This window comes from Actinospica sp., assembly GCF_035552695.1.
Classification (GTDB): domain Bacteria; phylum Actinomycetota; class Actinomycetes; order Streptomycetales; family Catenulisporaceae; genus Actinospica.
Genome location: NZ_DASZKT010000041.1, coordinates 1 through 25,793, shown reverse-complemented (window position 1 = coordinate 25,793; position 25,793 = coordinate 1). Strand labels below are relative to the sequence as shown.

At 69.2% G+C, this 25,793-nt stretch carries 23 protein-coding genes and 1 tRNA gene; 10 read left to right on the top strand and 14 right to left on the bottom strand.

The annotated features are described in order from the left end of the window. Positions 1–324: hypothetical protein (locus VG296_RS06750; RefSeq protein WP_325564205.1), on the top strand; the 324-nt coding region annotated here is incomplete at its 5' end. A 39-nt stretch (positions 325–363) separates the two neighbouring features. Here the strand turns inward: VG296_RS06750 and VG296_RS06745 are convergent. The 6 genes from VG296_RS06745 to VG296_RS06720 all read right to left on the bottom strand — a co-directional run bounded on the left by VG296_RS06745 (position 364) and on the right by VG296_RS06720 (position 6,106). Continuing rightward, a complete protein-coding gene (locus VG296_RS06745; protein ID WP_325564203.1) occupies positions 364–1,032 on the bottom strand; it encodes a Sua5/YciO/YrdC/YwlC family protein in 669 nt (222 codons plus the stop codon). A gap of 387 nt (positions 1,033–1,419) precedes the next feature. Further along, positions 1,420–2,355, bottom strand: coding sequence for a zinc-dependent alcohol dehydrogenase (locus tag VG296_RS06740; RefSeq protein WP_325564201.1), 936 nt, complete (start codon positions 2,353–2,355; stop codon positions 1,420–1,422). A gap of 38 nt (positions 2,356–2,393) precedes the next feature. Next, positions 2,394–3,545 (bottom strand): acyl-CoA dehydrogenase family protein, encoded by a 1,152-nt coding sequence (locus VG296_RS06735; protein WP_325564199.1) that lies wholly within the window; start codon positions 3,543–3,545, stop codon positions 2,394–2,396. A gap of 153 nt (positions 3,546–3,698) precedes the next feature. Beyond that, complete coding sequence (locus VG296_RS06730; RefSeq protein ID WP_325564197.1) at positions 3,699–4,670, bottom strand: sigma-70 family RNA polymerase sigma factor; 972 nt, start codon at positions 4,668–4,670, stop codon at positions 3,699–3,701. A 39-nt stretch (positions 4,671–4,709) separates the two neighbouring features. Beyond that, the gene (locus tag VG296_RS06725; protein WP_325564195.1) at positions 4,710–5,603 is read right to left on the bottom strand and encodes an LLM class F420-dependent oxidoreductase; all 894 of its coding nucleotides are present in this window, start codon (positions 5,601–5,603) and stop codon (positions 4,710–4,712) included. A gap of 53 nt (positions 5,604–5,656) precedes the next feature. Next, positions 5,657–6,106 carry a MarR family winged helix-turn-helix transcriptional regulator gene (locus VG296_RS06720; RefSeq protein ID WP_325564193.1) on the bottom strand — a complete coding sequence of 150 codons (450 nt, stop codon included), beginning with the start codon at positions 6,104–6,106 and terminating at the stop codon, positions 5,657–5,659. A 124-nt stretch (positions 6,107–6,230) separates the two neighbouring features. On the opposite strand from VG296_RS06720, the gene VG296_RS06715 reads away from it, so the two are divergent. Both VG296_RS06715 and VG296_RS06710 read left to right on the top strand, forming a co-directional pair. Next, entirely contained in the window at positions 6,231–6,830 is a 600-nt protein-coding gene (locus tag VG296_RS06715) for a helix-turn-helix domain-containing protein (protein ID WP_325564191.1), read from the top strand. A 14-nt stretch (positions 6,831–6,844) separates the two neighbouring features. Beyond that, entirely contained in the window at positions 6,845–8,053 is a 1,209-nt protein-coding gene (locus VG296_RS06710) for an amidohydrolase family protein (RefSeq protein ID WP_325564189.1), read from the top strand. A gap of 332 nt (positions 8,054–8,385) precedes the next feature. Here VG296_RS06710 and VG296_RS06705 read toward each other — a convergent pair. Further along, positions 8,386–8,456 (bottom strand) — tRNA-Gly (locus VG296_RS06705). A gap of 103 nt (positions 8,457–8,559) precedes the next feature. Between VG296_RS06705 and dcd the strand changes: the two genes are divergently transcribed. The 3 genes from dcd (at position 8,560) to VG296_RS06690 (ending at position 10,579) form a co-directional block, all read left to right on the top strand. Beyond that, positions 8,560–9,135 carry a dCTP deaminase gene (gene dcd, locus VG296_RS06700; RefSeq protein WP_325564187.1) on the top strand — a complete coding sequence of 192 codons (576 nt, stop codon included), beginning with the start codon at positions 8,560–8,562 and terminating at the stop codon, positions 9,133–9,135. A 37-nt stretch (positions 9,136–9,172) separates the two neighbouring features. Next, positions 9,173–9,598, top strand: a complete 426-nt coding sequence (locus tag VG296_RS06695) for a hypothetical protein (protein WP_325564186.1) — start codon at positions 9,173–9,175, stop codon at positions 9,596–9,598. Between the two features lie 78 nt (positions 9,599–9,676). After that, positions 9,677–10,579 carry a hypothetical protein gene (locus tag VG296_RS06690; protein WP_325564184.1) on the top strand — a complete coding sequence of 301 codons (903 nt, stop codon included), beginning with the start codon at positions 9,677–9,679 and terminating at the stop codon, positions 10,577–10,579. Here VG296_RS06690 and VG296_RS06685 read toward each other — a convergent pair. The 6 genes from VG296_RS06685 to hutH form a co-directional block, all read right to left on the bottom strand. Continuing rightward, positions 10,551–11,153, bottom strand: coding sequence for a hypothetical protein (locus tag VG296_RS06685; protein ID WP_325564182.1), 603 nt, complete (start codon positions 11,151–11,153; stop codon positions 10,551–10,553). The genes VG296_RS06690 and VG296_RS06685 overlap by 29 nt on opposite strands. Before the next feature lie 69 nt (positions 11,154–11,222). Next, positions 11,223–13,400: a (Fe-S)-binding protein gene (locus VG296_RS06680; protein WP_325564180.1), complete on the bottom strand. Its 2,178-nt coding sequence runs from the start codon at positions 13,398–13,400 to the stop codon at positions 11,223–11,225. Positions 13,401–13,661: 261 nt separating this feature from the next. Next, positions 13,662–13,910: a hypothetical protein gene (locus VG296_RS06675; protein WP_325564178.1), complete on the bottom strand. Its 249-nt coding sequence runs from the start codon at positions 13,908–13,910 to the stop codon at positions 13,662–13,664. Beyond that, positions 13,907–14,623 (bottom strand): hypothetical protein, encoded by a 717-nt coding sequence (locus tag VG296_RS06670; RefSeq protein ID WP_325564176.1) that lies wholly within the window; start codon positions 14,621–14,623, stop codon positions 13,907–13,909. Before VG296_RS06670 ends, VG296_RS06675 begins: the two co-directional genes overlap by 4 nt. A 75-nt stretch (positions 14,624–14,698) precedes the next feature. Next, on the bottom strand, positions 14,699–15,550 hold the full coding sequence (locus VG296_RS06665) for a MurR/RpiR family transcriptional regulator (protein WP_325564174.1): 852 nt from the start codon (positions 15,548–15,550) through the stop codon (positions 14,699–14,701). Positions 15,551–15,562: 12 nt separating this feature from the next. Continuing rightward, complete coding sequence (gene hutH, locus VG296_RS06660; RefSeq protein WP_325564172.1) at positions 15,563–17,110, bottom strand: histidine ammonia-lyase; 1,548 nt, start codon at positions 17,108–17,110, stop codon at positions 15,563–15,565. Positions 17,111–17,228: 118 nt separating this feature from the next. Here hutH and hutU point away from each other — a divergent pair, with 118 nt between their 5' ends. From hutU to hutI, 4 genes are read left to right on the top strand one after another with little or no spacing between them, the layout of a single operon-like run. Further along, complete coding sequence (gene hutU, locus VG296_RS06655; RefSeq protein ID WP_325564170.1) at positions 17,229–18,893, top strand: urocanate hydratase; 1,665 nt, start codon at positions 17,229–17,231, stop codon at positions 18,891–18,893. A gap of 2 nt (positions 18,894–18,895) precedes the next feature. Then, entirely contained in the window at positions 18,896–20,149 is a 1,254-nt protein-coding gene (locus tag VG296_RS06650; RefSeq protein WP_325564168.1) for an allantoate amidohydrolase, read from the top strand. Next, positions 20,143–21,492 (top strand): formimidoylglutamate deiminase, encoded by a 1,350-nt coding sequence (locus VG296_RS06645; protein WP_349259480.1) that lies wholly within the window; start codon positions 20,143–20,145, stop codon positions 21,490–21,492. The genes VG296_RS06650 and VG296_RS06645 overlap by 7 nt, the downstream gene beginning before the upstream one ends. Before the next feature lie 7 nt (positions 21,493–21,499). Continuing rightward, positions 21,500–22,690: an imidazolonepropionase gene (gene hutI / locus VG296_RS06640; RefSeq protein WP_325564164.1), complete on the top strand. Its 1,191-nt coding sequence runs from the start codon at positions 21,500–21,502 to the stop codon at positions 22,688–22,690. A gap of 85 nt (positions 22,691–22,775) precedes the next feature. On the opposite strand, the gene VG296_RS06635 is transcribed toward hutI, so the two are convergent. Then, positions 22,776–25,793, bottom strand: a 3,018-nt coding sequence (locus tag VG296_RS06635; protein WP_325564162.1) for a S53 family peptidase, incomplete at its 5' end; no start/stop codon positions are given.

The window sequence follows — 25,793 nt, the reverse complement described above, 5'->3', positions numbered from 1 at the left end:
CCATCAAGCCCGAGTTGCGCGAGGAGTATCTCGCAGCCCCAGGACTTCCTTGACATATTCGTCCGAGTCGCGCAAGCGCTCGAGCAGGGGGATCTTTCCGGGTTGATCGACGGGTTCGCCTGGGTGCAGGAAGATCCTGCGTGCAGGAAGATGCAGCCAACGTCGGGATGGGCGAGACGGCACTCGTCCCGCCAGGGCCGACAGCAGAGGCAGCTCGCGAAGAACGGCGACAACGACAAGAACGCGCTGCGACGCCGACCCGAGTTCGAGTTGCCCGCGGACGCGGAGGGCGAGATCCCCGACGAGTTCATCCCCCGGATGTAAGTGCCCTCGCAACCACGCCGCAGCCCGTCTTGCGGCGGGTCACCGGGTCCGGTGCTGCTCCCAGCGCCGGGAAAGCTCGGCCGCATAACCTGTCAGGTCCGCGCCGAAGGCCACGTTGTTGATGCCCGGTCGCGCGACGGTCAGCTCGCCGTCACGGCTCACCCGGACCATCGTCGTCGAGCCATGCGTCCGAGACGGATCACGGAACGCATCCCCGTCCAGGACCACCAGTCGTTCCCCGAACGCTCGCCCGGCCTCAGCGGCGGACGTCGCGGAGCCCGACCCCGTAATGTTCGCGCTGCTCATGTAGAGGTATCCGAATTCGGCGATAATGCTGGAGAGTGCCGGCAACCAGGGCGTGGACGTGAAGAACGCCATGCCGTCGGAAATGGCGGGCGATAGCCACTCGGGCGGGTCCGGCCTGATCGGAGCCAGCAGGCTGACGAGTTCGGAACCGCAGAGCCAGCCGGCCATCGACACCAGGTCCTCGCAGAGGTCGAGATACGGGGCGATCACGGCCATATCCGCCACGCCGACGCCCGCCGGCTGGCTTGCGGGACGACCCTTGGCGGCGTTGACCGCTGCGGCCCGCGTGCCAGTGATCGCGTAGGCCAGCGGCGACGGACCCGGAATCACCACTGGCGTTCCCGAGCGCAGAGCCTCCGTGGCCAGGTCGACACTGCTGTCGTCGATCTGCAGAACCGGCATGGGCTTTCCCCTCATAGCGACGTTCTTGCGTATTGCCGTAGTGCTGATGGTCCGGCCATCGAATCGTCCACCCCCGTCACCTTTCGGGGGTCCCGCAACAAGGGAATGCTCGACACGCTGGGTCCGCCGTTCACCATTAGCGCGAGCCCCTCGGCGGCTGTACCGGCCGTGACAGCATCTGAAGCCGGCGATATGTTCGGGCGCAGGCTCACCGTCGTGGACGGTGCGAACAGAGTTCCGCCATAACCGGCCAGCAAAGGGCATCGTGGGCCACGTCGACGTGGCCGTTCTGACTCGTCTGACTGCGTCGAAGCCGACCGGGCAGGGTCGACTGGGGGGGTCGATCCCAGCCGCATCGGGAGCATTTCCCAACCACGGGAGCTGGTATCAGGGATGTAGGACGACCTTGATGGCGCCTGATGCTCGGTCGCCTGCGACGCGGAAGGCTTCTGGGGCGTCGTGCAGTGGGAATCGATGGGTGATAACGCCTTTCGCGATGTCGGGATTGTCGGCGAGCATCGCCGCGGCCTCCCCGGTTTCGCGGAGGCCGTCGTGGCGGCCGTAGGCGATGGCGTGGACGAAGGTGAGTTCCTTGACCAGGCTGACCACGGATGGGATCGGCACGGTCTCCGGGTAGACGCCCAGTAGCACCACGCGGCCTCCTGGCCGCGCCAGTTCGGTGCACTTCGCCAGGCCGGACTCGCTGCCGGCGGCATCGATCACGACGTCGTAGGTGCCGTGCGGATGGCCGGCTTCCACGCGCTCTGCCGCCTCCCGCTGGTGTGGATGGCGTGTTTCGACGTCGACGGCGTGGCCCGTCCGCCGGGCGGCCGCCGCAGCCAGCAGGCCGACGGTGCCTGCGCCGACGACGGCCAACCGTTCACCGGGGCTGACGTTGGCTCGGCGCACACCGTGCCAAGCGACGGAGGCGGGTTCGACGAGGCAGGCGTCCCGCGCGTCGAGGCCGTCCGGCAGCGGGAGGAGCGTGTACTCGGGCACGAGAATAGCGTCAGTCATGCCGCCGTCCTGATAGACGCCCAGATGTCCGTGCTCGGCCGCGGTGCACCGCTGGACATGGCCCGCGTGGCACTGATCGCATTGTCCGCAGTAGAGCGTGGGCTCTACGAAGTAGCCACGGCCGTCTGCGGCGATGCCGGCGAACTCGTGGCCATAGGTGAAGCCGCGCACGCCGCCGGCGGCGAAGCCCACATCGGTGCCGCAGATACCCGCCGATACGACGTCGAGGCGTATTCCCTGTCCCTGTGGGGAGCCCACCTCGACCACGCGGATTCCCTGTTCTGTGTTGCGGACTGCGCGCATCATCGCTCCATTCGACACATCGACGTCGGTAAGAAACGGCCTCAGACGAACAGTGCCGCGGGCGGCAGGCCGAGCAGTGTGCGCCCGGCCAGTTCGTAGTGTGCCGCGGACAGGTTGCCGTGCTGTGCCGCCGCGTGTCCGTCTCGGAAGAGCCGGCCGATCCGGCTCGGCTCGTAGAGCGCGCTCGAACTCGCCGCCTCGTACATCGCCGTCGTCACTGCCCGCGCGGTTTCCCCGGCGTGGCTGATGGCGCCGCGCAACGCACCGCGCTCCGCGTTCGATGCGGCCCGGCCCGCCGTGGCCGCGTCGTCGAGGGTGCCTGCCATCGCGAACAGATGCCCGCGGGCGGCGCCCAGCTGCGCCGCCGCCCGCCCGAGCACCGCCTGCATCCGCGGCTGATGCGCGAGCGGCGTGCCGTCCGGGCTTTTCTTCGTCTGCGCGAGGTCCGCAACCTCGTCGACCATCGCCTGGGCCATCCCCAGCGCCGCGGCGGCGCAGCCGGAGTAGACCAGGTGCACCATGGGTACGCGGTAGGCGGGCCGGTCGATGCGCGGCGTCGCGGCCAAGTCAACCGTCATCTCGCGCGGCACGAGCACGCCGTCCGCCGTCACCGTGTTGCTGTTCGTCCCCCGCATTCCGGTCACCTGCCAGGTGTCCTCCACGGTCACCTCGGCCCGGGGCACCCAGCAGACCCGCACCTCGGGAGCCTCGCCCGCCGGCTCGCCGGAATCCACGAGACAGACCAACGCGATCCACTCGGCCGCCTCCACACCGCTGACGATCTTCCAGTGTCCGGAGAGCCGGTAGCCGTCCGCGGTCTTCGCCAGCCGGCCCGGTTGGCCCGAGTTGGCGATCAGTGGATCAGGGTTCTGTGACCAGATCCGCTGCACCGCTTCGTCGTCCAGGAACGCCGCGCTGAAGCCGAAGTTGAGGTTCCACACCACCCACGCGGTCGGCCCGTCGATGCGGCCGAGCCGTTCCAGGACATCGAGGGCGGAAGCCAGCGGCAGCTCGAATCCGCCGAGTTCGCGAGGGGTGGAAAGGCGGAAGGCGCCCGCGGTCCGCAGCCCCGTCAGCAGGGGCGGCGGCAGACGGCGGGCCGCATCGGCCTCGTCGCGGTACTTCTCGATGACCGGACGCAGCTGTTCAGGCAGGTCTTCAGCGCGCGTATGCGCCTGCGGGTAGGGATTCATCGTTTTCTCCCACATGGTTCGAGCCGGTCAGCACGGTCGTCACAGTCCGGAGGCACGTGTGGCGGTGCGATCAGCCCGCAGGTCGGCGTGGTGCTCACCCTGGAAGGATGCGGACGGGCGGCGAGAAGTTCGAGCGCGCCCGCGTGATCTGGATCACGTCAGCCGAGGCTGGACGGGCTCCGTAGTCCCGGGGGCGTGCAGGAGGCGGAACCGGCTCACCCGGTCGCCGCGCAGCTGGTGGATCCATACCGCCGCCGGCGGACAGTGGTCCGGATCGTCGGCGGGGCTGATCAGGTCGGTCTCCCAGATGGCGATGTCGCTGCCCGCGACGACGTTGCTCAGCCTCATCCGCACGCCTGCGGCGAGGGTCCGTTCCATCGCGCGGATCGCGTAGTCGTACCCTGTCGTCCTGCCGGCGTTGGGCCACACGGCCTCCGCGTCCGGCGCCCACCGGTCCGCCACCGCCGACGCGAACCCGCCCCGACCCACGGCCGTGAGCATCTCCTCAGCCTCCCGCTCACGCGCTGCGACGACGGCGCCGACGTCTCCATACGCCATATCGGCGCTCTCCGTCAGACTTCGCGCCAGCCTGCCGCGCGCCTCGCTCAGCCGGCTGCGCACGGTGCCGACGGGAACCCCGCACGCGACGGCGATCTGCTGATAGGTCGACGCGCACGTGAAGTAACGCAGCATCACCGCGAGGCGCTGCGGCGCGGGCAGCTTCTCCATCGCGTTCCAGATCCAGTCCCGCACCACGTGCCGCTCCAGCAGATCCGCCGGATCCGGCCCGTTCGACGGCAGTGATTCCGCGAAGCCCGGCGCCGCGTCGAGCGATGCCGCCTCCCGCACGCGCAGTCCCATCAGGCAGGCGTTGCGCACGACGGTACGCAGCCAGGCGCCCACCGACTGCGGATCGCGCAGCTCACCGATCCGCCGCAATGCGACCAGGCTCGCCTCCTGGACCGCGTCCTCGGCCTGCGGCCCGTACCCCACCAGGCCGTAGGCCACCGCCAGCATCGCAGGCCGATACCTGGCCAGCAGCGTGCCGAGCGCGGCGATGTCGCCAGCCCAAACGGAATGGACAAGCTCGACATCAGAGGACGTATCGACGAGGCCAGCGATCATGAACACCTCAACTCGAACCGGGCGTGACCCATATTGCCGTCAGCTGCCGATCTGCGCCATGCGTGGGATCACTTGATCGCCGAGGCGGTTGGCGAAGTCCACCGGGTCGGGCGCCAGGGTGGACACCATCGCGAGGTCGACGCCGAGTCTGGCGTATTCCTCCATGGCGGAGATGAAGCCATCGGTGTCGGCGAGCGGATCCTGGAGGACCAGGATCGCCTTGCGGATGTCCGCGGGATCGCGGCCCTCGGCCGCGCAGTGGCCGGCCAGCACCTCGATCTTGCGCTGGACGTCCGCCGGGGAGGCGCCGCCGGGGGCGCACCAGATATCGGCGTACCTGGCGACCAGCCGCAGCGTCTTCTTCTCGCCGCCGCCCCCGATGATGATCGGCGGCCGGGGCCGCTGAATCGGGGGCGGTACGCAGATGGTCTCGGCGAGTGCGTGATGCCTGCCGGTGTAGGCGCCGTTGTCGTCGCTCCACATCTGCAGGCAGATCTGCAGTGTCTCGTCCAGCCGTTCGAACCGCTCACCCAGCGGCGGATAGGGCACGCCGAGGCCGGTGTGCTCGCGTCCGTACCACGCGGCGCCGAGGCCGAGCACCGCGCGCCCGCGGGAGAGCACGTCCAGGGTCGTCACGGTCTTGGCCAGCACCCCCGGGTACCGGTACATGACGCCGGTGACCAGCATGCCCAGGCGAATTCGCTCGGTCTGGCCGGCCAGGAAGCCCAATGTGGTGTAGCCCTCGAGCATCGCGTCCTGCGCCGACCGTGTCACGCCGGACACCTGCCCTTCCATCTGGAAGAAGTGGTCGGCCAGGGTGAACAGCGTGCATCCGGACTGCTCGGCGGCTTTCGCGATGTCCGCCAGTGTCGAGCCCAGGGTGTCGGGCCCGCCGGGCAGGGTGAAATTGATGAAGTGCAAACCGACTTCCATCGACTGTTCTCCGATCAGTGCGATCTCTCCTGCGTGCGCCGGCGAACGCGGGATCAGGCTCGGGGCAGTCGTTCCAGCATGGCGATCGCCGTGATCAGTGTCTGGCGCTCGGCTTCGGTGTAGTGCTCCTGTAAGGCGCGGGCCAGCCATTCCTCGCCCGCCCGGCGGCTGTCGTCGAACAAGGCACGCCCCGCCGACGTCAGCGACACCAACTGCCGCCGCCCGTCGCCGGGGTCGGCGCGTCGCCGGATCAGCCCGCGCTGCTCGAGCGCCAGCAGAATCGGCGCCACCGCCTGCGGCCGAACCCGCTCGGCCGCCGCGAGATCACTTGCCGACGCCGCACCCTCCTTGCCCAGCCTGCTGAGCACCGCGACCTGCGATGGCGTGAGCTCGTGACCGCCCTCTGCGTCCTTGAACCGGCGGCGAAGCCTGCTGAACACCACGCGCAGATCACGTGCCGCGCGCGCGGCCGACTCGCTGACCTGTCCCGTCGTGACTGCCATGCGGCCACGGTAATATCTTCAAGCCAGCTTGTCCAATCTAGCTTGGCTAATTTCTGGAGTCGCTAGACATTTAGAGTAATTCCAAGTATGGTGTGGCTATAGTAGGGAGCGGAGGAAAAAGGCGATGGCCGAGACCGGAGCGGACGGGCGGCGGGCGCGCAAAAAGGCCCGGACGCGGAGCGAGATCGCCGACGCGGCACTACGACTGTTTCTCGCGCGTGGTTTCGAGCAGGTCACCATCGCCGAGATCGCCGAGGCAGCGGACGTGTCGGTGGCCACGGTGTTCAATCACTTTTCCAGCAAGGAGGCCCTTGTGCTGGACGAGGACGGCGAACGCGAGGCGAAGCTCGTGGCCGCGGTCCGGGATCGCCGCGCCGGCTCGTCGGTAGTGGCGGCGCTGCACGAGCATTTCGCGGCCGAGCTTGCGGCGGACATCGGCGGTGAACTGGGCGACGGCCATCGGCAGTTCTGGGACCTGGTGCGGAATTCGGAGAGTCTTCGCGGCTACGCCCAGCGAATGTGGACCCGGCATGAGGATTCGCTCGCGGCCGCGATCGCCGCCGACGGTGGCCTCGACGCCGCGGACCCGTCGGTGCGTGCCCTGGCTCACTTCGCCGTCGAGAGCCTGGCCATCGCCAAGACCGGCGATCGCGATCCTCGTGCCGTTCTGGATGCCGCCTTCACGATTCTGCGCGAGGGCTGGCAGGACGTGACCCGCACCTGAGAGTTAGGGAACCCATGTCGCTGTTCATCACGAACGCCCGGATATTCGATGGCGACCGTGTCCTGGAGGCGCGGACCGTGGAGATCGACGGATCGCGGATCGTATCCCTCGGCCGGCGGCCACCTACCGGGGCTGAATTCGTCGACGCGGATGACGCGACACTCATACCCGGCCTGATCGACGGACACGTCCACACCTCGTTCGACGGGCTGCGGCTGGCGCGGATCTTCGGCGTCACCACGGAACTGGAGATGAACGGGTACTGGACCGCGCAGCAGCGCGCAGAGATCGCCGCGAACGACGAGATCGCCGATGTTCGCTCGGCCTTGCGCGCGCTCACCGCGCCGGGCGGGCACCCGCATGAGTTCATCGCCGAGCGCAACAAGGACAAGTCCGGTGGAAACCGGTCGGCCGCACCGTCGGTATCCACTCCCGAACAGGCCGTGGCCCACGTGAACGCGGTCGTCGCGCAAGGGGCCGACTACATCAAGGTGATGATCGAAGAGGGCACCGTCCTCGGTCACCCGGGGCTGCCCATGATCAGCACGCAGACGCTCAGGGCCGCAGTGGCTCAAGCGCACCGTCTCGGGAAGAAGGTCGTCGCACACGCGTTGACCCTCGCGGCGACACAGCAGGCGATCGAAGTCGGCGTGGACGGCTTCGCGCACCTGTTCATCGACCAGCCGCACACCGAGGAGATCGTCGCGGCGATCGCCGACGCAGGCATCTTCGTCACCCCGTGCCTGGTGATCAGTTCTGCCTTGCTGGGCGGCACCGGCGGGGCACTCGCCGACGACCCCCGGGTAGGGCCGAAGCTGCCGCCGGAGTGGCGGGACACGCTTCGCGGCAGCTTCAACACGTACCCGGATGGGAACCTGGACGATGCGCTTGCCAGTGTCGCCGCCCTGCGCGAAGCCGGCGTGGACATCATCGCGGGCACCGACTCGTTCCTCATGCCACTCCCGGCTCACGGCGGGTCGATACACGGAGCGAGCCTGCACCACGAACTGCAACTGCTGACCACGGCCGGACTGACTCCCGCCGAGGCGCTTCGAGCGGCGACCTCGACCCCGGCGCGGCGCTTCGGGCTGGACGACCGCGGCCGGATCGTTCCCGGTGCTCGGGCCGACCTGGTCCTCATCGACGGCGACCCGACGACCCGCATCGAGGACAGCCTCTCGATCCGCGCGATCTGGCGCCGCGGGACACGCACCGCCGGCTGACTCGCCCACCTCAGTCTCGATCAAGCCGACAGATTCAGAGTCCAGGCTCATTGCCACCACACCCGACGCAGTCCGAAGCGTCCTGGCGCAGGAGCAACCGGGCCTCGGGAGTGAAGCGCCCCGAGTTCGGGCCACGGCTGCGAACCTGGCAGAGGGTCAGCTCGCTACGTCCGCCTGCGACAAATCGGCAAGTCGTGGACCGAACCCGGAACGCTGCAATCCCCAGGGCGCTTCGACGTGCGCCGCACCTGCGGGAGGGGCCAGCAAATCACCCCTGGTCAAAGCGAAAGCCCGGTGATCGAAGTACCGATCACCGGGCCGCGTACCACCTGAGCGGGTGACGGGAATCGAACCCGCGCTGTCAGCTTGGGAAGCTGATGTTCTACCATTGAACTACACCCGCATGACCACGTTCCGTCACTGACGGAAGCGTCGCTGCCCGCTCAGGCTACCAGATCCGCGCGGCGGTTTGGGGGGCGGCGGTGTGGGGCGATACGGTCGGTGGCGTGTTGCTCTCAGACAAGGACCTGCGCGCGGAGATCGCCTCGGGGCGGGTGCGGATCGAGCCTTTCGACGACTCGATGGTGCAGCCGTCGTCGATCGACGTACGGCTCGACCGCTTCTTCCGCGTCTTCGAGAACCACCGCTATCCGCACATCGATCCGGCGGAGGAGCAGTCCGAACTGACCCGGCTGGTCGAGCCGGAGAAGGGCGAGCCGTTCATCCTGCATCCCGGCGAGTTCGTGCTGGGGTCCACGTACGAGCTGGTGACGCTGCCGGACGACGTGGCCTCGCGGCTGGAGGGCAAGTCGAGCCTGGGGCGGCTCGGGCTGCTCACGCACTCGACGGCCGGGTTCATCGACCCGGGCTTCTCGGGGCACGTGACGCTGGAGCTCTCCAACGTGGCGACGCTTCCGATCAAGCTGTGGCCGGGGATGAAGATCGGGCAGCTGTGCATGTTCCGGCTGTCCTCGCCGGCGGAGCATCCGTACGGCTCGGACGGGGCGGGTTCGCGTTACCAGGGACAGCGCGGGCCGACGCCGTCGCGCTCGTACCTGAACTTCCACCGCACCGAGATCTGACGGGCCCGCCGCACCGTTATCCACAGGGGGGAAATCCATGGCGCCGCTCATCTCCGACCCGCGCGCGGTCACGATCCTCGCGCCCGAGCTCGCTCCGCTGGACGCGCTGCTCGACGCGCTGGCGCCGCTCGGCACCGGCGACGTGTTCTGCGCGGCCCCGCCGGAGGATCCGGAGGAGGACGACTACTCGGACTACCTGGACGAGGGCGAGCTGCCCTACTACAGCGCCACGGTCTCGGACACGGTCGCGACGTTCCTGATCGACGTCGAACGCGCGGATCCGAGCTCGGCGCAGACCAGGTACGAGGTGCACGTGGCGGAATCGGGGCCGGGCGCGGACCGGCTGCGGTATCGGATCGCGAAGGCGGTGCTGGGGCTGACCGGGGGAAGCGTGTTCGACGCCGACGGTGCGCCGATCGAGCTATCCGCTCTGGCGAGCGACCCGTTCGGAGCACTCTGGTAGGCCGTAGCCTGCTCCATTAGAGCGAGTAAGACGTGTATATCGTCGAATAAACGGGCAGCGCCCTGGGACAGTGGCGCCATGACGACCTGGCCCTGGTCCCGGCACCGCTCCGCGTCCCGCCCCTCGAGCAGCGATCCCGCCTCCGTGCTGCGCGAGCATCCGGTTCTGCTGCTCGCCGGGCCGCCCGCGGACGTGATGGTCAATCGGCTGCTGCGCATGTGGAATCCGTGCGCCGAATTGGGCGGGCCGAAGGGGAATCGCGGCATCGCCGAGGGCGTGCGCTGGTTCGGTCCCTACCGGCTGGACACGGTCGGTGCCGCCGAGGCCGGGCTGCCGCTTGGCTGGTCCACGGCTTACGCGGCGCAGACCGTCCGCAGCCGGCTGCGCGTTCCGGACGGCCTCGCGGCGGCCGAGATGCGCGAGCGGTTCCCGCACGGCATGCCGGTCGGCACCGAGGCCGTCGCTTGGTCGCTGGTCACGGGCTTGGCGCGGCGACTCGGCGGAGCGGCGCGCCTTCCGGTGGATGCCCGCTCACGGCGTGTCGCAGCTCGCGGCGCGAAAAACGTTGTGACGCAACGCCCCGAGGTACGGCAGAACACGTATTGCGTCTACGGCAACAAGGCACTCCCCTGGGCGATTCTGCGCTCGCTGCTCGCGCTCAGCCTGCCGGAGCTCGATCTCAACGGCGCACTGGCCGTCGACGATTACTGCCTCGATCGGACCGGCAGCTTCGAGGTGCGCGTGGAGCCCTTCCGTGACGGCGATTTCCTGCCGTACGCGCTGCGTCCCGGCGCCGCACCCGGCTGGCCGTGCACGGTCTACCGCTTCCGCTGCCTGCCGGAGGCGACGAATGCCGATGCCGCGCGCATCGACGTCCAGCTGCGTGGCGCCGCGTACGAACTCGCCGACATCGTCGGCGGCGCGTTGCTGGACGGCGAGGGATTCCCGGTGATCACCGAGTTTGCGCGGCAGCGAAGCTAGTCGCGACGCCGCTGCAGTCCTCGAACCTGTCGCACTCCACCTGGCCGATCACCGCGCCGGTGACGACGGTGTCGGTGACGATCAGCTTGCCCGGGGCCGCCTGCACGGTCGACCGGCCGTCCATCCCGTTGAAGTCGACGACGGCCTGGTCGATCCGCAGCGCGTTGCCCGCGACGACATCGACCTCGTCGCTCGTGTCCAGCATCAGAGTGAGCTGCGCGGTGCAGCGCGAATCCGGGCAGTGCTCCGTCAGATAGAGCGTCCCGCCGATCACGTTCGCCGTGCGGACCGGGTCGTCGAAGGGTGTGGAGGTGTCGACGGCGCTCAGGGTCGCGCTCGTCTGACCTCCGGCCTTGCCGAGCACGGTCAGCGAGATGTCGCCGTCCAGGACGACGTTCACGGCGTGGATACCGGTGAAGGTCGTCGAGTTCGAGCTGGTGTGCCGCGTTTTGTGAAGCACCACATCCGTCACGCCGCCGAGCAGCGCCAGGATCACAAGCGTCAGCACGAGCGCGGTGGCCGACCTCAGCAGGGCGGCGAACCATATTCGTACCCTGCCGTTGGAGCCACTCATGGGGCCGGTGCCCTCCACAGTCGTTTCGGCCGTCTGTGCAGGGCAGCCTACTCCAGATGTGACAGATTCCTACTTCACCGAACGAAGCAGCAACTGCGAGACATCAACGACCTCCATCGATTCCGGCACCTCACCCGCCTGCTTACGCGCCGTAATCGAGTCGCCGAGCATCACCAGGCAGTATGGGCAGGCCGTGGAGATCACGTCAGGGTTCGTAGACAGCGCCTCGTCGACGCGCTCAGTGTTGATGCGCTTGCCGATCCGCTCCTCCATCCACATCCGCGCGCCGCCCGCGCCGCAGCAGAAGCCCTTCTCCTTGCAGCGGTGCATCTCGGTGTTGCGCAGGCCCGGCACCTTGGCGATGATCTCGCGCGGCGGCGTGTAGACCTTGTTGTGCCGGCCGAGGTAGCACGGGTCGTGGTACGTGATGTTCTGGTCGATCGGGGTGACCGGCGTCAGCCGGCCCTCGTTGACGAGCGTGTCCAGCAGCTGCGTGTGGTGGATGACCTCGTACTGGCCACCGACCTGCGGGTACTCGTTGGCGAGCGAGTTGAAGCAGTGCGGGCAGGTGGCGACGATCTTCTTGGTCGGCTTGTCCCCGAAGACCTCGTTGAGCATCTCCACGTTCTGCATCGCCTGCATCTGGAACAGGAACTCGTTGCCCAGCCGGCGGGCCGGGTCGCCGGTGCAGGTCTCCTCGCCGCCGAGGATCGCGAACTTCACGCCGGCGATGTTCAGCAGTTCGGCGAAGGCCTTCGTGGTCTTCTTCGCCCGGTCCTCGAGCGAGCCGGCGCAGCCGACCCAGTAGAGGTACTCGATCTCGTCCAGGTTCTCGACGTCCTCGCCGAAGACCGGAACCGGGAAGTCGACCTCGGAGACCCAGTCGAGGCGCTTCTTGGCGGGCATGCCCCAGGGGTTGCCCTTGTTCTCGATGTTCTTGAGCATCGTGCCCGCCTCGGACGGGAACGCGGACTCGATCATCACCTGGTAGCGACGCATGTCGATGATGTGGTCCACGTGCTCGATGTCCACCGGGCACTGCTCGACGCAGGCGCCGCAGGTGGTGCAGGACCACAGCGCCTCGGCCGCGATCACGGCGTTGTCCTCGGGCGAGCCGACGAAGGGGCGGGCGGCCTCGGCGAGCACGTCCTGCGGGACGCCCTTGAGCATCTCCTCGGTGGCCTTCTCCTCCCCGGCCATGTCCAGGCCGCCGCCCGCGAGCACGTACGGCGCCTTGGCGTGCGCGTTGTCCCGCAGCGCGAGCACGATGAGCTTCGGGGACAGCGGCTTCTCGGTGTTCCAGGCCGGGCACTGCTCCTGGCAGCGGCCGCACTCGGTGCACGTGGAGAAGTCCAGCAGGCCCTTCCAGCTGAAGTCCTCGACCTTGCCGACACCGAAGACCGCGTCCTCGTCCGGGTCCTCGAAGTCGATCGGCTCGCCGCCCGAGAGCATCGGGTTCAGCGCCCCGAGGGCGGTGCTGCCGTCCTCCTTCTTCTTGAACCAGATGTTCACGAAGGCCAGGAAGCGGTGCCAGGCGACGCCCATGTTCGAGTTCAGCGAGATGGTGATCATCCACGCGAAGGAGATCACGATCTTGAGGGTGGCCACGGCCCAGATCACGTTGTGCAGCGTGCCGACGGACGCGTGCTTGAACAGGGCCTGCGCGATCGGGGCGGAGAAGAAGTACTCCATGGAGAACCTGGAGCCGTTCTCCAGCGCCGCCTCCGCGCCGCGCAGCGTGAGGATGCAGAGCATGACGCCGAGGATCGTGTACTCGACGTAGTACGCCTGCCACATCACCGAGCCGAAGAACCGCGACTTGCGGCCCTGGCGCGAGGGCAGGTTCTTCAGCCGGATCCCCATCAGGAACACGATCGCGATCAGCCCGGCGACGGTGAACAGCTCGCTGACGAACTGGTACGGCCACCAGTGCCCGATCAGCGGGAGCTGGAAGTCCGCCGAGAACAGCTGCCCGAACGCCGTGACGAGCGTGAGGAACAGCAGCCCGAAGGACACCATGACGAACCAGTGCGCGGCGCCGATCCAGCGCTTGCCCCGGCGCGCCAGCCGGGTGTGCGCGCCGAACTCGATCACGAGGTTCCTCGTGCGCGCCCAGGGATTCCCGGTGCGCCCGGGGGCGGGCTGGCCCATCGTGATCGTCCGATACATGCGGACGAGCACCTGGCCGAAGAGGGCGATGCCCACCGCGGCGATGCCGAGCGAGATGATGATCGCGGCGATCTGCATTTCGGTGCGGACTCCTTCGGGGACAGGTCTGCCCGGAGGCAGGTCTGCGTCGACGACCGCAGTCTACTCACGAGTAACTTATTTGGCGACCATGGACTGAACGCTCATTCAGTCTGACTTATCGGGCAAAATATGACACCTCGCCACGCGAGAGGCTGGGCTGAACCGGTACCCAGGCCGAACGCGTGGCGAGGTGTGAGCAACGCCACTCAATGATCAAGCGCCTCAGGCTTAAATAGCCCTCGCTATCGACGACCAGCGTCACTTGTTGTAGAAGAAGCCGAACGCGTCGAGTACGAACTGCGCCGTGCCGGTGCCGCCGACGTAGAAGCCGTTGTCGTAGGCGCCGTCGTAGCTGCTGTCCGCGACCGTGCCGGGCGCCGCGATCGTCAGGTTCGGGACCGTTTCACCCTTCGTGTAGTTCAGCGTCGAGGTGGTCGGCACCGCGGACGGCTGGTCCGGGTTGTAGGGGTAGAGCGCGAGGTAGCCGCTGCCCGTCGTGTCGGTCACGGTTGTGTTGAACACCAGGCTTTCAGAGCGCTGTCCGCCGAGAGCGACAGGGCCAGCGGCTTGCCGGCATCGAGCGTGAGCGCGCCGCCCGTCTGCCGCGTGTCCAGCAGTCGGGTCGGCTCGGGCAGCGGAACGAACGCCGCGCCACCGGTGTCGCTGCCGCCGCCCGCGAAGTATCCGGACACGTCGGCGATCAGATCCACCGTTCCGGAACCGCTGTTGTGCAGGGTGATCTCACCGAAGGCCGGAGAGAGATTGCCGATCGCGACGATCGCGTTGTTCGCAACGGTCTCGCCGGCCGCGTAGTTGAGCGTCGAGGCCGCCGAAAAGGTGCTGGCGCCGCCATACGCGGTGATGAAGCCGCCGCGGCTGCCGCCGGTGGGGCGGTGATGTTCAGTTCGACGGCCCCCGCGGTCTCGGGCACGACCTCGTCTCCCCAGACCTTCAGCGTCACATTTCCGCCGGGCGCGACCTTCGCGGCCTTGCCGGTGCCGGTTGTCAGGCCCGTGACCTTCGCGGTGAGTTCGACGCCGTAGGCGCTGGTGTCGATGACGGTGATCGCGACGGCGAGGTTCGGGTTGGGCGTCGTGGTGTTCGACACCGCGCTGCGTCGGAAGACGGACTTGCTCGCCGGGCTGCTGTATTCCTTGAAGCCCGCGGCCTTGGCCACCGCCGAGGTGGCGGCCGACGACAGGGCGGAGTGCGAAAAACAAGCAGCTGACTTTATCGCCGGCGGTTGCTTCTCACGACCTGTTCACGTCACAGTTCCGATACGCCGCTGAGGGCGATCAGTGCAGGTAGTAGTTGTGTTTCTCATTGAGCGCCTCGTGCTCCTCGAGGCGGAGTTGGGTGCGCGCGGGCTCGGCGTCGGCGATGGCCTGGACGAGCAGGCCGGCGAGGACCATCGGGGCGGCGTGCGAGTCGAAGACGAGGCGGGAGCCGACGGGGGCCGGGAAGACGACGTCGGCGTGCTCGGCCCAGGGGGCGAGGCGGGAGTCGGTGACGAGGGCGACCTTGAAGCCGCGGCGGCGGGCCTCGTCGAGGACGGTGATCGCCTCGGCGGCGTAGCGCGGCAACATGAACGCGAGCAGCCAGGTACCGCCGGCCTGACGGGCTTGCAGGAGCAGGTCGAAGGCGGCCGAGCCTGCGCTGTCCACGAAGCGCACGTCGGGGTGGATGCGGGCCGCGCTGTAGGTGAAGTAGTAGGCGACCGGGTCGGACATGCGCAGGCCGAGTACGGGGAGGCAGCGGCTGGCGGCGAGTTCGCGGCCGAGGGAGGCGATGCGCTCGGAGTCGGCGGCGAGCTCGTGCAACGTCGCAAGGTTCTGCTCCTCGGCGGCGATCGCGGCCTGGAACTCGTTGCGGCGCACCTGTTGCGGGGTTTCCGCGACGGAACCGAGGACGATCGGGCGCAGGGCCTCGCGCAGCGCGGGGTAGCCGGAGAACCCCAAAGCCGTCGCGAAGCGGCTGACGGCGGGCTGGCTCACGCCGGCCCGATCGGCCAGGTCGACGCTGTTGAGGAACGCCGCCTCGGACAGATGGTCGATCAGATACTGCGCGATGCGGCGTTGCGCCGGGGACAGCCGTCGCCCGTCGAGGAGGGCGAGCAGCTGTTCGGACGCGGCCTTCGTCTGTTCCATCGGAACCGAACCCTAGTCGAGCGGGCCGGTCACGGCCTCGACCGCGGCGAGCACCGCGCCGTCGCGTACGGCCTGCTCGGCGGCGCGCATCTCGATGGAGAGGAAGCGGTCGGGGCCGGGGCCGCCGACGCCGCGCTCGCGCAGTGCGGCGACCGCGGCGGCCGTGGCCGGAGCGGGGGTGAGCGGGGCGCGCAGGTCGAGGGCGCGGGCGGCGGTGAGCAGTTCGACGGACAGGACCTTCGCGAGGTTGTCCAGGGATTGGCGCAGCTTGCGGGCCGCGGACCAGCCCATCGACACGTGGTCCTCCTGCATCGCGGAGGACGGGATCGAGTCCACGCTCGCGGGCGCGGCCAGCCGCTTGTTCTCCGAGACCAGCGCCGCCTGAGTGTACTGGGCGATCATCAGGCCGCTGTCCACGCCCGGGTCGTCGGCCAGGAACGGCGGCAGGCCGTGCGAGCGTGAGACGTCGAGCATCCGGTCGGTGCGACGCTCGGCGATGGAGGCGACGTCGGCCGACGCGATGGCCAGGAAGTCGAGCACGTAGGCGACGGGGGCGCCGTGGAAGTTGCCGTTGGACTCGACGCGGCCCTCGTCGATGAGCACGACGGGGTTGTCGATGATCGACGCGAGCTCGCGACCCGCCACGGACGCCGCGTGCGCCACGGTGTCCCGGGCGGCGCCGGCGACCTGCGGCGAGCAGCGCAGCGAATAGGCGTCCTGGACGCGGTTGCAGGAGTCGGGATCGCGGTGCGAGGCCATGATCGCCGAGTCCGCGAGGATCCGCATCAGGTTGGCGGCGGACGCGACCTGCCCCGGGTGCGGCCTTATCGCGTGCAGTTCGGAGCGGAAGACGCGGTCCGTGCCGAGCTGCGCCTCGACGCTCATCGCGGCGCCGATGTCGGCGATCTTGAGCAGCTTCCCGAAGTCGCTGATGGCCATGATCAGCATGCCGAGCATGCCGTCGGTGCCGTTGATCAGCGCCAGGCCCTCCTTGGGCGCGAGCTCAACCGGGGTGATCCCGTGGGCCGCGAGCACCGGTCCGGCCTGAGTCTCCTTGCCGTCCTCGCCGATGACCTCGCCTTCCCCCATGAGCACCAGTGCGACGTGGGCGAGCGGCGCGAGGTCACCCGAGCAGCCGAGCGAGCCGTATTCGCGCACAGCCGGGGTGACTCCGGCGTTGAGCAGCGCGGCCATGGTCTCGGCGACGACCGGACGCACGCCGGTGTGGCCGGAGGCTAGGGTCTTCAGGCGCATGAGGACCAGCGCGCGGATGACCTCGGGCTCGACGATCTCGCCGAGACCCGCCGCGTGCGAGCGGATCAGCGAGCGCTGCAGGGCGGCGCGCAGTTCGGGGTCGATGTGCCGGGTGGCCAGGGCGCCGAAGCCGGTGGAGATGCCGTAGGCGGGAGTGGGGGCGGCGGCCAGTTCGTCCACCAGGGCTCGGCCGCGGCCGAGCGCGTCCAGCGCCTCCGGGCCGAGTTCCACCTTCGCGCCCTCGCGGGCCACGGCCAGCACGTCGTCGAAGCTCAGCTCACCCTTGCCGAGAGTTACGACCGTCACGAGTCCTCCACTGCGGATTGAATACGCCCATGCGGTTGACCGCACCCATGAATGATTGCATAACATGACTGGTGGCTCCATCACCGATCCAGAACTGAGCAGAAGGCGAGCAATCCGTATGTACGGTCCCCGGCCCGTCGCCGCCCCGCGCGGCACCGACCTCAACACGCTCGGCTGGCAGCAGGAGGCCGCCTACCGGATGCTGCAGAACAACCTCGACCCGGAGGTCGCCGAGCACCCGGACAAGCTGGTCGTCTACGGGGGCACCGGGAAGGCCGCGCGCAACTGGGCCAGCTTCGAGGCACTGCTGCGCACGCTCAAGACGCTCAAGGGCGACGAGACGATGCTGGTGCAGTCCGGAAAGCCGGTCGGCGTGATGCGCACGCACGAGTGGGCGCCGCGGGTGATCCTGGCGAACTCGAACCTGGTCGGCGACTGGGCGAACTGGGACGAGTTCCGCCGCCTCGACGCCCTGGGCCTGATGATGTACGGCCAGATGACCGCCGGCTCCTGGATCTACATCGGCACGCAGGGCATCCTGCAGGGGACCTATGAGACCTTCGCGGCCGCCGCCGCGAAGAAGTTCAACGGAACCCTCGCCGGAACGATCACGCTGACCGCGGGCCTCGGCGGCATGGGTGGCGCGCAGCCGCTCGCCGTGACCATGAACGACGGCGTGGCCATCTGCATCGACTGCGACCCGCGCGCGATCACCCGGCGGATCGAGCACCGCTACCTCGATGTGCAGGCCGATTCGCTGGACCACGCGCTGCGCTTGGCCGTCGAGGCACGGGACGCGCGGCGTCCGCTGTCCATCGGCGTGCTGGGCAACGCCGCCGATCTGGTTCCGCAGCTTCTTGCGATGAACGCGCCGATCGACATCGTCACCGACCAGACCTCGGCGCACGACCCGCTGTCCTACCTGCCGCTCGGTGTCGCTTTCGAGGATATGAAGGCGTACGCGGAGTCCGATCCGGCCGGGTTCACCGCGCGGGCGCGCGAGGCGATGGCCAAGCACGTCGAGGCGATGGTCGGCTTCCAGGACGCGGGCGCCGAGGTCTTCGACTACGGCAACTCGATCCGCGGCGAGGCGAAGCTGCACGGCTACGCGCGGGCCTTCGACTTCGAGGGCTTCGTGCCGAAGTACATCAGGCCGCTGTTCTGCGAGGGCAAGGGCCCGTTCCGCTGGGCCGCGCTGTCCGGCGACCCCAGGGACATCGCCGTCACCGACCAGGCCGTGCTCGACCTGTTCCCGGAGAACGAGTCGCTCGCGCGCTGGATGAAGCTGGCCGGCGAGCGCGTGCACTACCAGGGCCTGCCGGCGCGGATCTGCTGGCTGGGCTACGGCGAGCGGGACAAGGCGGGCCTGCGCTTCAACGAGCTCGTCGCCGGCGGCGCGGTCCAGGCCCCGATCGTGATCGGCCGCGACCACCTGGACTGCGGCTCGGTCGCCTCGCCGTACCGCGAGACCGAGGCGATGCTCGACGGTTCGGACGCGATCGCCGACTGGCCGCTGCTGAACGCGATGATCAACGTGGCCTCGGGCGCCTCGTGGGTGTCGATCCACCACGGCGGCGGAGTCGGCATGGGCCGCTCCATCCACGCCGGTCAGGTGTCGGTGGCCGACGGCACGCCGCTGGCCGCGCAGAAGCTGGAGCGGGTGCTGACCAACGACCCCGGCATGGGCGTGATCCGGCACGTGGACGCGGGCTACCCCGGGGCGATCGAGGTGGCGCGAGAGCGCGACGTGCGTGTCCCGATGCGGGAAGGGGCAGTGGGCTGAGCATGGAGCTGCCGTCCCCCGAACAGACACCAAGCCTCGACGAGCTGTGGCGTTCGCTGCTCCCGCTCGGCTTCCACCGGGCCAGCGGCGGCTACCGCCGTTTCGCCTGGAACAAGGCCGATCTCGCGTGCCGGGCCTGGTTCACCGCGCAGGCGGCGGACCGCGGGCTGACCGTGCGCACCGACCGCAACGGAAACCAGTGGGCCTGGTGGGGTGAGCGGTTGCCGGGCAAGGCCCTGGCCATCGGCTCGCACCTGGACTCGGTTCCGGACGGCGGCGCGTACGACGGACCGCTCGGCGTGGTCAGCTCGTTCGCCGCCGTCGACCTGCTGCGCGAGGCGGGCTGGAAGCCGGAGCGGCCGGTCGCGATCGCCAACTTCGCCGACGAGGAGGGCGCGCGCTTCGGCGTGGCCTGCGCCGGATCGCGGTTGCTCACCGGGCAGCTGGAGCCGGACCGCGCGCGGGCGCTGACCGACGACAGCGGCGTGACGCTCGCCGCCGCGATGGAAGCCGCCGGCCAGGACCCCGACGTGATCGGCCGGGACGACGAGTTGCTCGGCCGGATCGGACAGTACGTCGAACTGCACATCGAACAGGGCCGCGCGCTGGTCGACGTCGGCCGCGCGGTCGGCGTCGCCACGTCGATCTGGCCGCACGGCCGCTGGCGCTTCGAGTTCGGCGGCGAGGCGAACCACGCGGGCACCACGCGGCTCGAGGACCGCCGCGACCCGATGCTGACGTACGCCTACACCGTGCTCGCGGCGCGCAAGAAGGCGGCGGCGCACGGCGCGCTGGCCACCTTCGGCCGGATCCTGGTGGAGCCCAACGGAACCAACGCCATCCCCTCGAAGGTCAGCGCCTGGCTGGACAGCCGTGCGCCGGACGAGGCGACGTTGACCGCGCTGCTCGCCGAGCTCGAGGAGGCCGCCCGGGAGCGGGCCGGTCGCGACGGCGCGTCCCTGTCCGTGGTGAACGAATCGCTGACCCCGATCGTCGAGTTCGACCACGCGCTGCGCGATCGGCTCGCCAAGACGCTGGACGAGGCGCCGGTGCTGCCGACCGGCGCGGGCCACGACGCGGGCATCCTGGCCGGGCGCATCCCGACGGCGATGCTGTTCGTGCGCAACCCGACCGGCGTGTCGCACAGTCCGGCGGAGCATGCCGAGATTGCGGACTGCCGGGCCGGGGTACACGCCCTAGCCCGAGCGGTCTCCGAATTGGCCGGCGGATCGGCGCGGCTGGGAGCGGCTTGGTGACTTCGTATCTCGCGGAATACGCGTTCGTGCACGGCGGCGTCGAGGCGGACGCGCTGATCGAGACGGATCGGGGCAGGATCACGCGCGTGGTCGCCAATGCCGCGGACGAGGCCCCGGCCGACGTCGTGCGGCTGGCCGGATTCACCATGCCGGGCCTGGCGAACGCGCACTCGCATGCCTTCCACCGCGCGCTCCGCGGCCGGACGCAGGTGGGCGAGGGCACGTTCTGGACCTGGCGCGAGCAGATGTACGCGGCCGTCGCCGGGCTGGATCCGGACACGTACCGCGAGCTGGCGACCGGCGTCTTCGCGGAGATGGCGCTGGCCGGGATCACGAACGTGGGCGAGTTCCACTACGTGCACCACGGCCCGGGCGGCACCCCGTACGCCGATCCGAACGCGATGGGCCACGCGCTGATCGAGGCGGCGCGGGCGGCCGGAATCCGGATCTCGCTGCTCGACACCTGCTATCTCGCGGGCGGAATCCGCAAGCCGATGAACGAGACGCAGCAGCGATTCTCGGACGGCGACGCGCAGGCGTGGGCAGCGCGCGTCGAGTCGCTGCGGGCCGCGTACTCGGATGCGCCGGATGTGCTGGTGGGCGCGGCGATCCACTCGGTACGCGCGGTGCCGGTGGACCAGCTCTCGACGGTCGCGAAGGCCGCCGAGCAGTGGGCGGCCCCGCTGCACGTCCACCTCTCCGAGCAGCGCGGCGAGAACGACGCCTGCCTCGCCGCGTACCACCGGACCCCGGCGCAGTTGCTGGAGCAGCACGGCGCGCTCGGTCCGCGTACCAGCGCCGTGCACGCGACGCATCTGTCGCAGGTGGACACCGAGATCCTCGGCGACTCGGCGACCAGCGTCTGCATGTGCCCGACCACGGAGCGGGACCTGGCCGACGGAATCGGCGCGGCGCGCTGCATGTTCGAGGCCGGATCGCCGATCACGCTGGGCTCGGACAGCCACGCGGTGATCGACCTGTTCGAGGAGGCGCGCGCGGTCGAACTGGACGAGCGGCTGAGCTCGGAGCGGCGCGGGCACTGGCCGTCGGCCGACCTGCTGACCGCCGCGACCTCCGCCGGACACGCGAGCCTCGGCCGCCCGGAGGTCGGCATGCTGGCCGCCGGACAGGCCGCCGACTTCGTCACCGTGGACCTGGACTCGATCCGGCTCGCCGGCACCGACCCGCGCAACGCGGTCGAGTCGGTGGTCTACGCCGCCACGTCTTCGGACGTCCGGCACGTCGTCGTCGGTGGACGGATGATCGTCTGGCAGGGTGTCCATCTACTCGTGGAGGACGCCCCGCGGCGGCTCGGCGCGGCCGTGAGACAGGTGATGGCATGAGCGAATCATGAGCGAATTCGGGCGCAGATCGCTGGTGGTGACCGGGATCGGCGAGCTCACCGTCAACGATCCACAGGCTGTGGATAACAATTCGACGCCGGAACCGTTCAGCAACGCGGCCTTCGCGGTCCAAGACGGCCGGATCGCCTGGATCGGCCTGGCCGTCGACGCCCCGGCCGCGGACGAGGTGCTGGACGTGGCAGGCCGCGCCGTCATCCCGGGCTTCGTGGACAGTCACGCGCATCTGGTGTTCGCGGGCGACCGGGCCGCCGAGTTCGCCGCCCGAATGACCGGAACCCCGTACTCCGCCGGAGGAATCCGCACCACTGTCGCCGCGACCCGCGCCGCCGACGACGAGCAGTTGCGCGCCAATGTACGCCGACTGGTGCACGAGATGGCGAGGCAGGGCACGACGACCGTCGAATGCAAGACGGGATACGGGCTCACGCTCGAGGACGAGTTGCGAGCGCTGCGGATCGCGAAGGACGAGTGCGACGTGGCGACCTTCCTCGGCGCGCACGTGGTCCCTGCCGAGTACGCGGATCGGCGCGCCGAGTACGTCGACCTCGTGTGCGGACCGATGCTCGACGCGTGCGCCGAATACGCCGACTACGTGGACGTCTTCTGCGAGCGCGGCGCGTACGACGAGGCGGAGACGCGGCTGATCCTGGACGCGGCGAAGGCCCACGGAATCCCCGTGCGACTGCACGCGAACCAGCTCGGCCACGGCCCGGGCGTGCGACTGGCCGTCGAGTACGGCGCCGCGAGCGCGGACCACTGCACGTACCTGGAGGCCGCGGACATCGACGCCCTCGCGGGCTCCGAAACCGTGGCCACGCTGCTACCCGCAGTGGAGTTTTCCACAAGGTCCCGGTACCCCGACGCGCGGTCACTTCTCGACGCCGGAGCGTCCGTGGCGATCGCCACGGACTGCAATCCAGGATCCTGCTACACGTCCTCGATGCCGTTCTGTATCGCACTCGCCGTCCGCGAAATGCGCATGTCCCCAGGTGAGGCGCTCAGGGCTGCGACGCTCGGCGGCGCGAAGGCCTTGCGCCGCACCGACATCGGCCACCTCGCCGTGGGCGCCCGCGCCGACTTCGCGGTGCTCGACGCGCCCAGTTACCTGCACCTCGCGTACCGTCCCGGCGTGCCACTTATCCACAGCGTGTGGAAGAACGGTCGCAAGTCCGTTTGAGCAAGAAAGGGCCCCGGCGGAAGGGAATCCGCCGGGGCCCGATCACTCAGTCAGCCGTCCAGTCAGTGGAACTCGACTGACGGGATCAGCTGGCGCTGAAGTAACCCGACACGTCCACCACGAGCTGAACGTTGGCCGAGGCGTTGCTGTAGAACGACAGACCACTGTTGCTCTGCACGACCGCCAGGTTCGGCACCGTTTGGCCGGTGGCGAAGTTCAGGTTCGAGGCGTTCGGCATGGCGGTGCCCTTCGGGAAGACCGTGATGAAGCCGCCGCCGACTGCGCCGGTGACCGTCACGTTGGCGATGACCGCCTCGTACGACGACGGCAGCCCCAGGCTCAGGGTGCCCTTCGCGGGAATCGGCGCCGTGCTCGTCTCGCCCTCGCCGATCCGGGTGTCCACCACGCGCACCGGGCCGAGCGGGTGGTAGACCTCGCCCTTGGTGCCGGCCGTGTAGTAGCCCGCGATGTCGGCGATGATGTCGACCGAGCCGGCGGTCGCTCCGTTGTAGAACCGGACCTTGCCGTCCGCGCCGACCGGGACCATGACCATGTTGGGCACGGTCCCGCCCGTCGCGAAGTTGAGGTTCGACACGTTCGGCACGGATTCCGCGGTGCCCGATGCGGTCTCGTTCGGGTACACCGTGAGGAAGCCGCCGCCCGTGATGTCGGTGACGGTGACGTTCATCGCTACGCCGGTGATCCCCGAGGGGATCGCCACCGCCGTGCCGCCGCCGACGGGAGTGATCGTCGCGCCGCCGAGCTGGAGCGAGACGGCCGTCCCGGCGGCGATCTTCGCCTTGCTCACGCCGTTGCCGCCGGAGCGGGTGTCCATGGCGCGGAGCGGGCTGATCGGCGTGTAGCTGGAGCTGGTCACGCTGCCGACCGACGTCGAAGTGGTGAAGTAACCCTCGAGGTCCGCGATGAAGTGCACGGTGCCCGGCGAGTTGTTGGTGATGTCCACCGCACCGTCGCTCAGCAGCGGCACCACGACCAGGTTCGGCACGGTGTTGCCCGGGGACCAGTTGAGGTTCGAGGTGAGCGGCAGCGTCTCGCCGTCCGGGTAGACGGTCGCGTTGCCGCCGTTGGTCGGCTGGGTCGCCGTCACGTTGAGCACCACGGCCGTGGCGCTGCTCGGCACCACGCTGCTACCGGTGAGCAGGCTGTTTCCGGTGATCGGCAGCTTGACGGTGCCGTGCGCCGGTACCGGACCCGTGTAACTGCCCACGTGGAACTTGCCGCTCCGGGTGTCCAGCAGCCGCGTCGGGCCGTCGGCCTGGTAGTAGCTCGGCGCCTGGCAGACGGTCGAGGCGACGCCCGAAGAGACCGGGGTACCCCAACCGGTGGCCATGTCGTAGCCGGTGCCGGCCGAGTAGCCGTAGGCCGCGCCGTAGCTGGCGATCTTGTTGTTACCCGAGGTCACGTCGGTGGCGAACGCCGACAGCGAGGTCGAGGACAGGCTGCCCACGGTGTACAGCTGCGGGTTGACGAACCCCGCGCTGCCACCCACCTTGCAGGTCGCGCTGGCGTCGGCGAGCGCGAGGACGGCGGCCCACACCGGAGCGGCGCCGCTGGTGCCGCCGATGACGTTGTAGTACTCGCCGCTGCTCGTGCCGTCGTTGTAGTACTCCTCGATCACGTACCCGTCGTTCGGGTCGGCGAGCGCGGAGACGTCCGGCACCTCACGGCAGCCGGTGCCACCCTGGGAGACGGTCGAGGTGCAGTTCGTCGAGTAGCCCGAGGCCTTCGCCGCGGACTGCCACGTCGGCAGCGGCCAGGTGTTCGACACACCGCCGCCGCTCGCCCCGCAGTAGACGGTGCCGTTGACGGTCTGGCACGCCTCGTTCCAGGTGTACGGCTTGGGGCTGCTCAGGCCGGTCATGCCGGTGCCGCCGACCGCGGTCGCGAAGGGCTGGCTGGACGGGTCGTCCACCGAGAGCACGGAGTTGTCCGCGGTCACGCCGGCGCCGTAGCAGTCGGTGGAACCCGAGTCGCCCGAGGCCACCAGGATCGACTGGCCCTGCGTCGCGGCCTCCTCGAACAGCGTGTTCTCAGAGGTCTGCATCGTGGAGTCGCCGGACTTGGTCAGCACCTCGCACAGACCCCAGCTGTCCGAGATGACCTTCGCCTTGTCCGCGGTGATCATCGCGTTGAACACGTCGAGGACCTGCGAGTCCGTCGCGTTGATCGCGTCCGGGCCGGCGTAGTCGATGACGCTGGCGCCGGGAGCCAGGTTGGCGATGTTCTCGAGGTCGAGCGCCGACTCGACGCCGACGTTGTTGTACATGTTCGCCGCGGTGGTCGGTCCGCCGTCCACCGTCTGCTCGGTGACCGAGGTCGAGGAGTGGCTGTAGCAGGAGTCGATCGTCGAGACACCGGTCGCGTCGTAGCTCTCGAGCTCGAAGACGCCCACGGTCACGCCGGCGCCGTCGTTGCCGTTCGCGAGCTGCGAGCTCAGGCCGTAGATCTTCGAGACCGCGTCGTCCGTGTAGTAGCCGGACCCGTTCGACAGGCCGGAGCCGTTGAACACCGTCCCGATGTTCGAGCACGAGTTGACCGTGAAGTTGCTGCTGACCTTGGAGCCGACCGAGCCGGTGGCCTTCACGGCGTGGCTCGTGGTGCTCACGTGCGGCACCGCGTAGTCCACGTTGTCCATGCCGAGGATGCCGCTGACGTCGCTCGCCACCGAGGCGGGCACGGTCGGCGCGGTCGTGTTCGCGTAGAGGCTGCGGCCCGCGGCACGGTAGCCCGCGATGGTCACGCCGAACGCGTGCTCCACCTGGGAAACGCTGCCGCTGACCGTCACGAACATGCCGTCCGAGGACAGCGAGCCGACGGTCAGGCCCTGGGCCTTGAGCGAGGCCTCCACGGCGGAGATCTCGGTCTGCGAGGCGCCGAAGTACTCGGCGACCTGGCTCGGCGTCAGGTAGTGGTGGTAGTAACTCGAGTTCTTGTTGCTCACCTCGGCCGCGTAGGCCGAGAGTGCCGTCGCGTGCCCCGTGTTGAGTTCGACGTCGAGGCTCAGCTTCTTCGAGGCCGCGGGGGCCGTCGCCGAGACCGCGCCCTTCGGCAGCGCCGGGGCGTGGCCCACCGCCACGCGGGC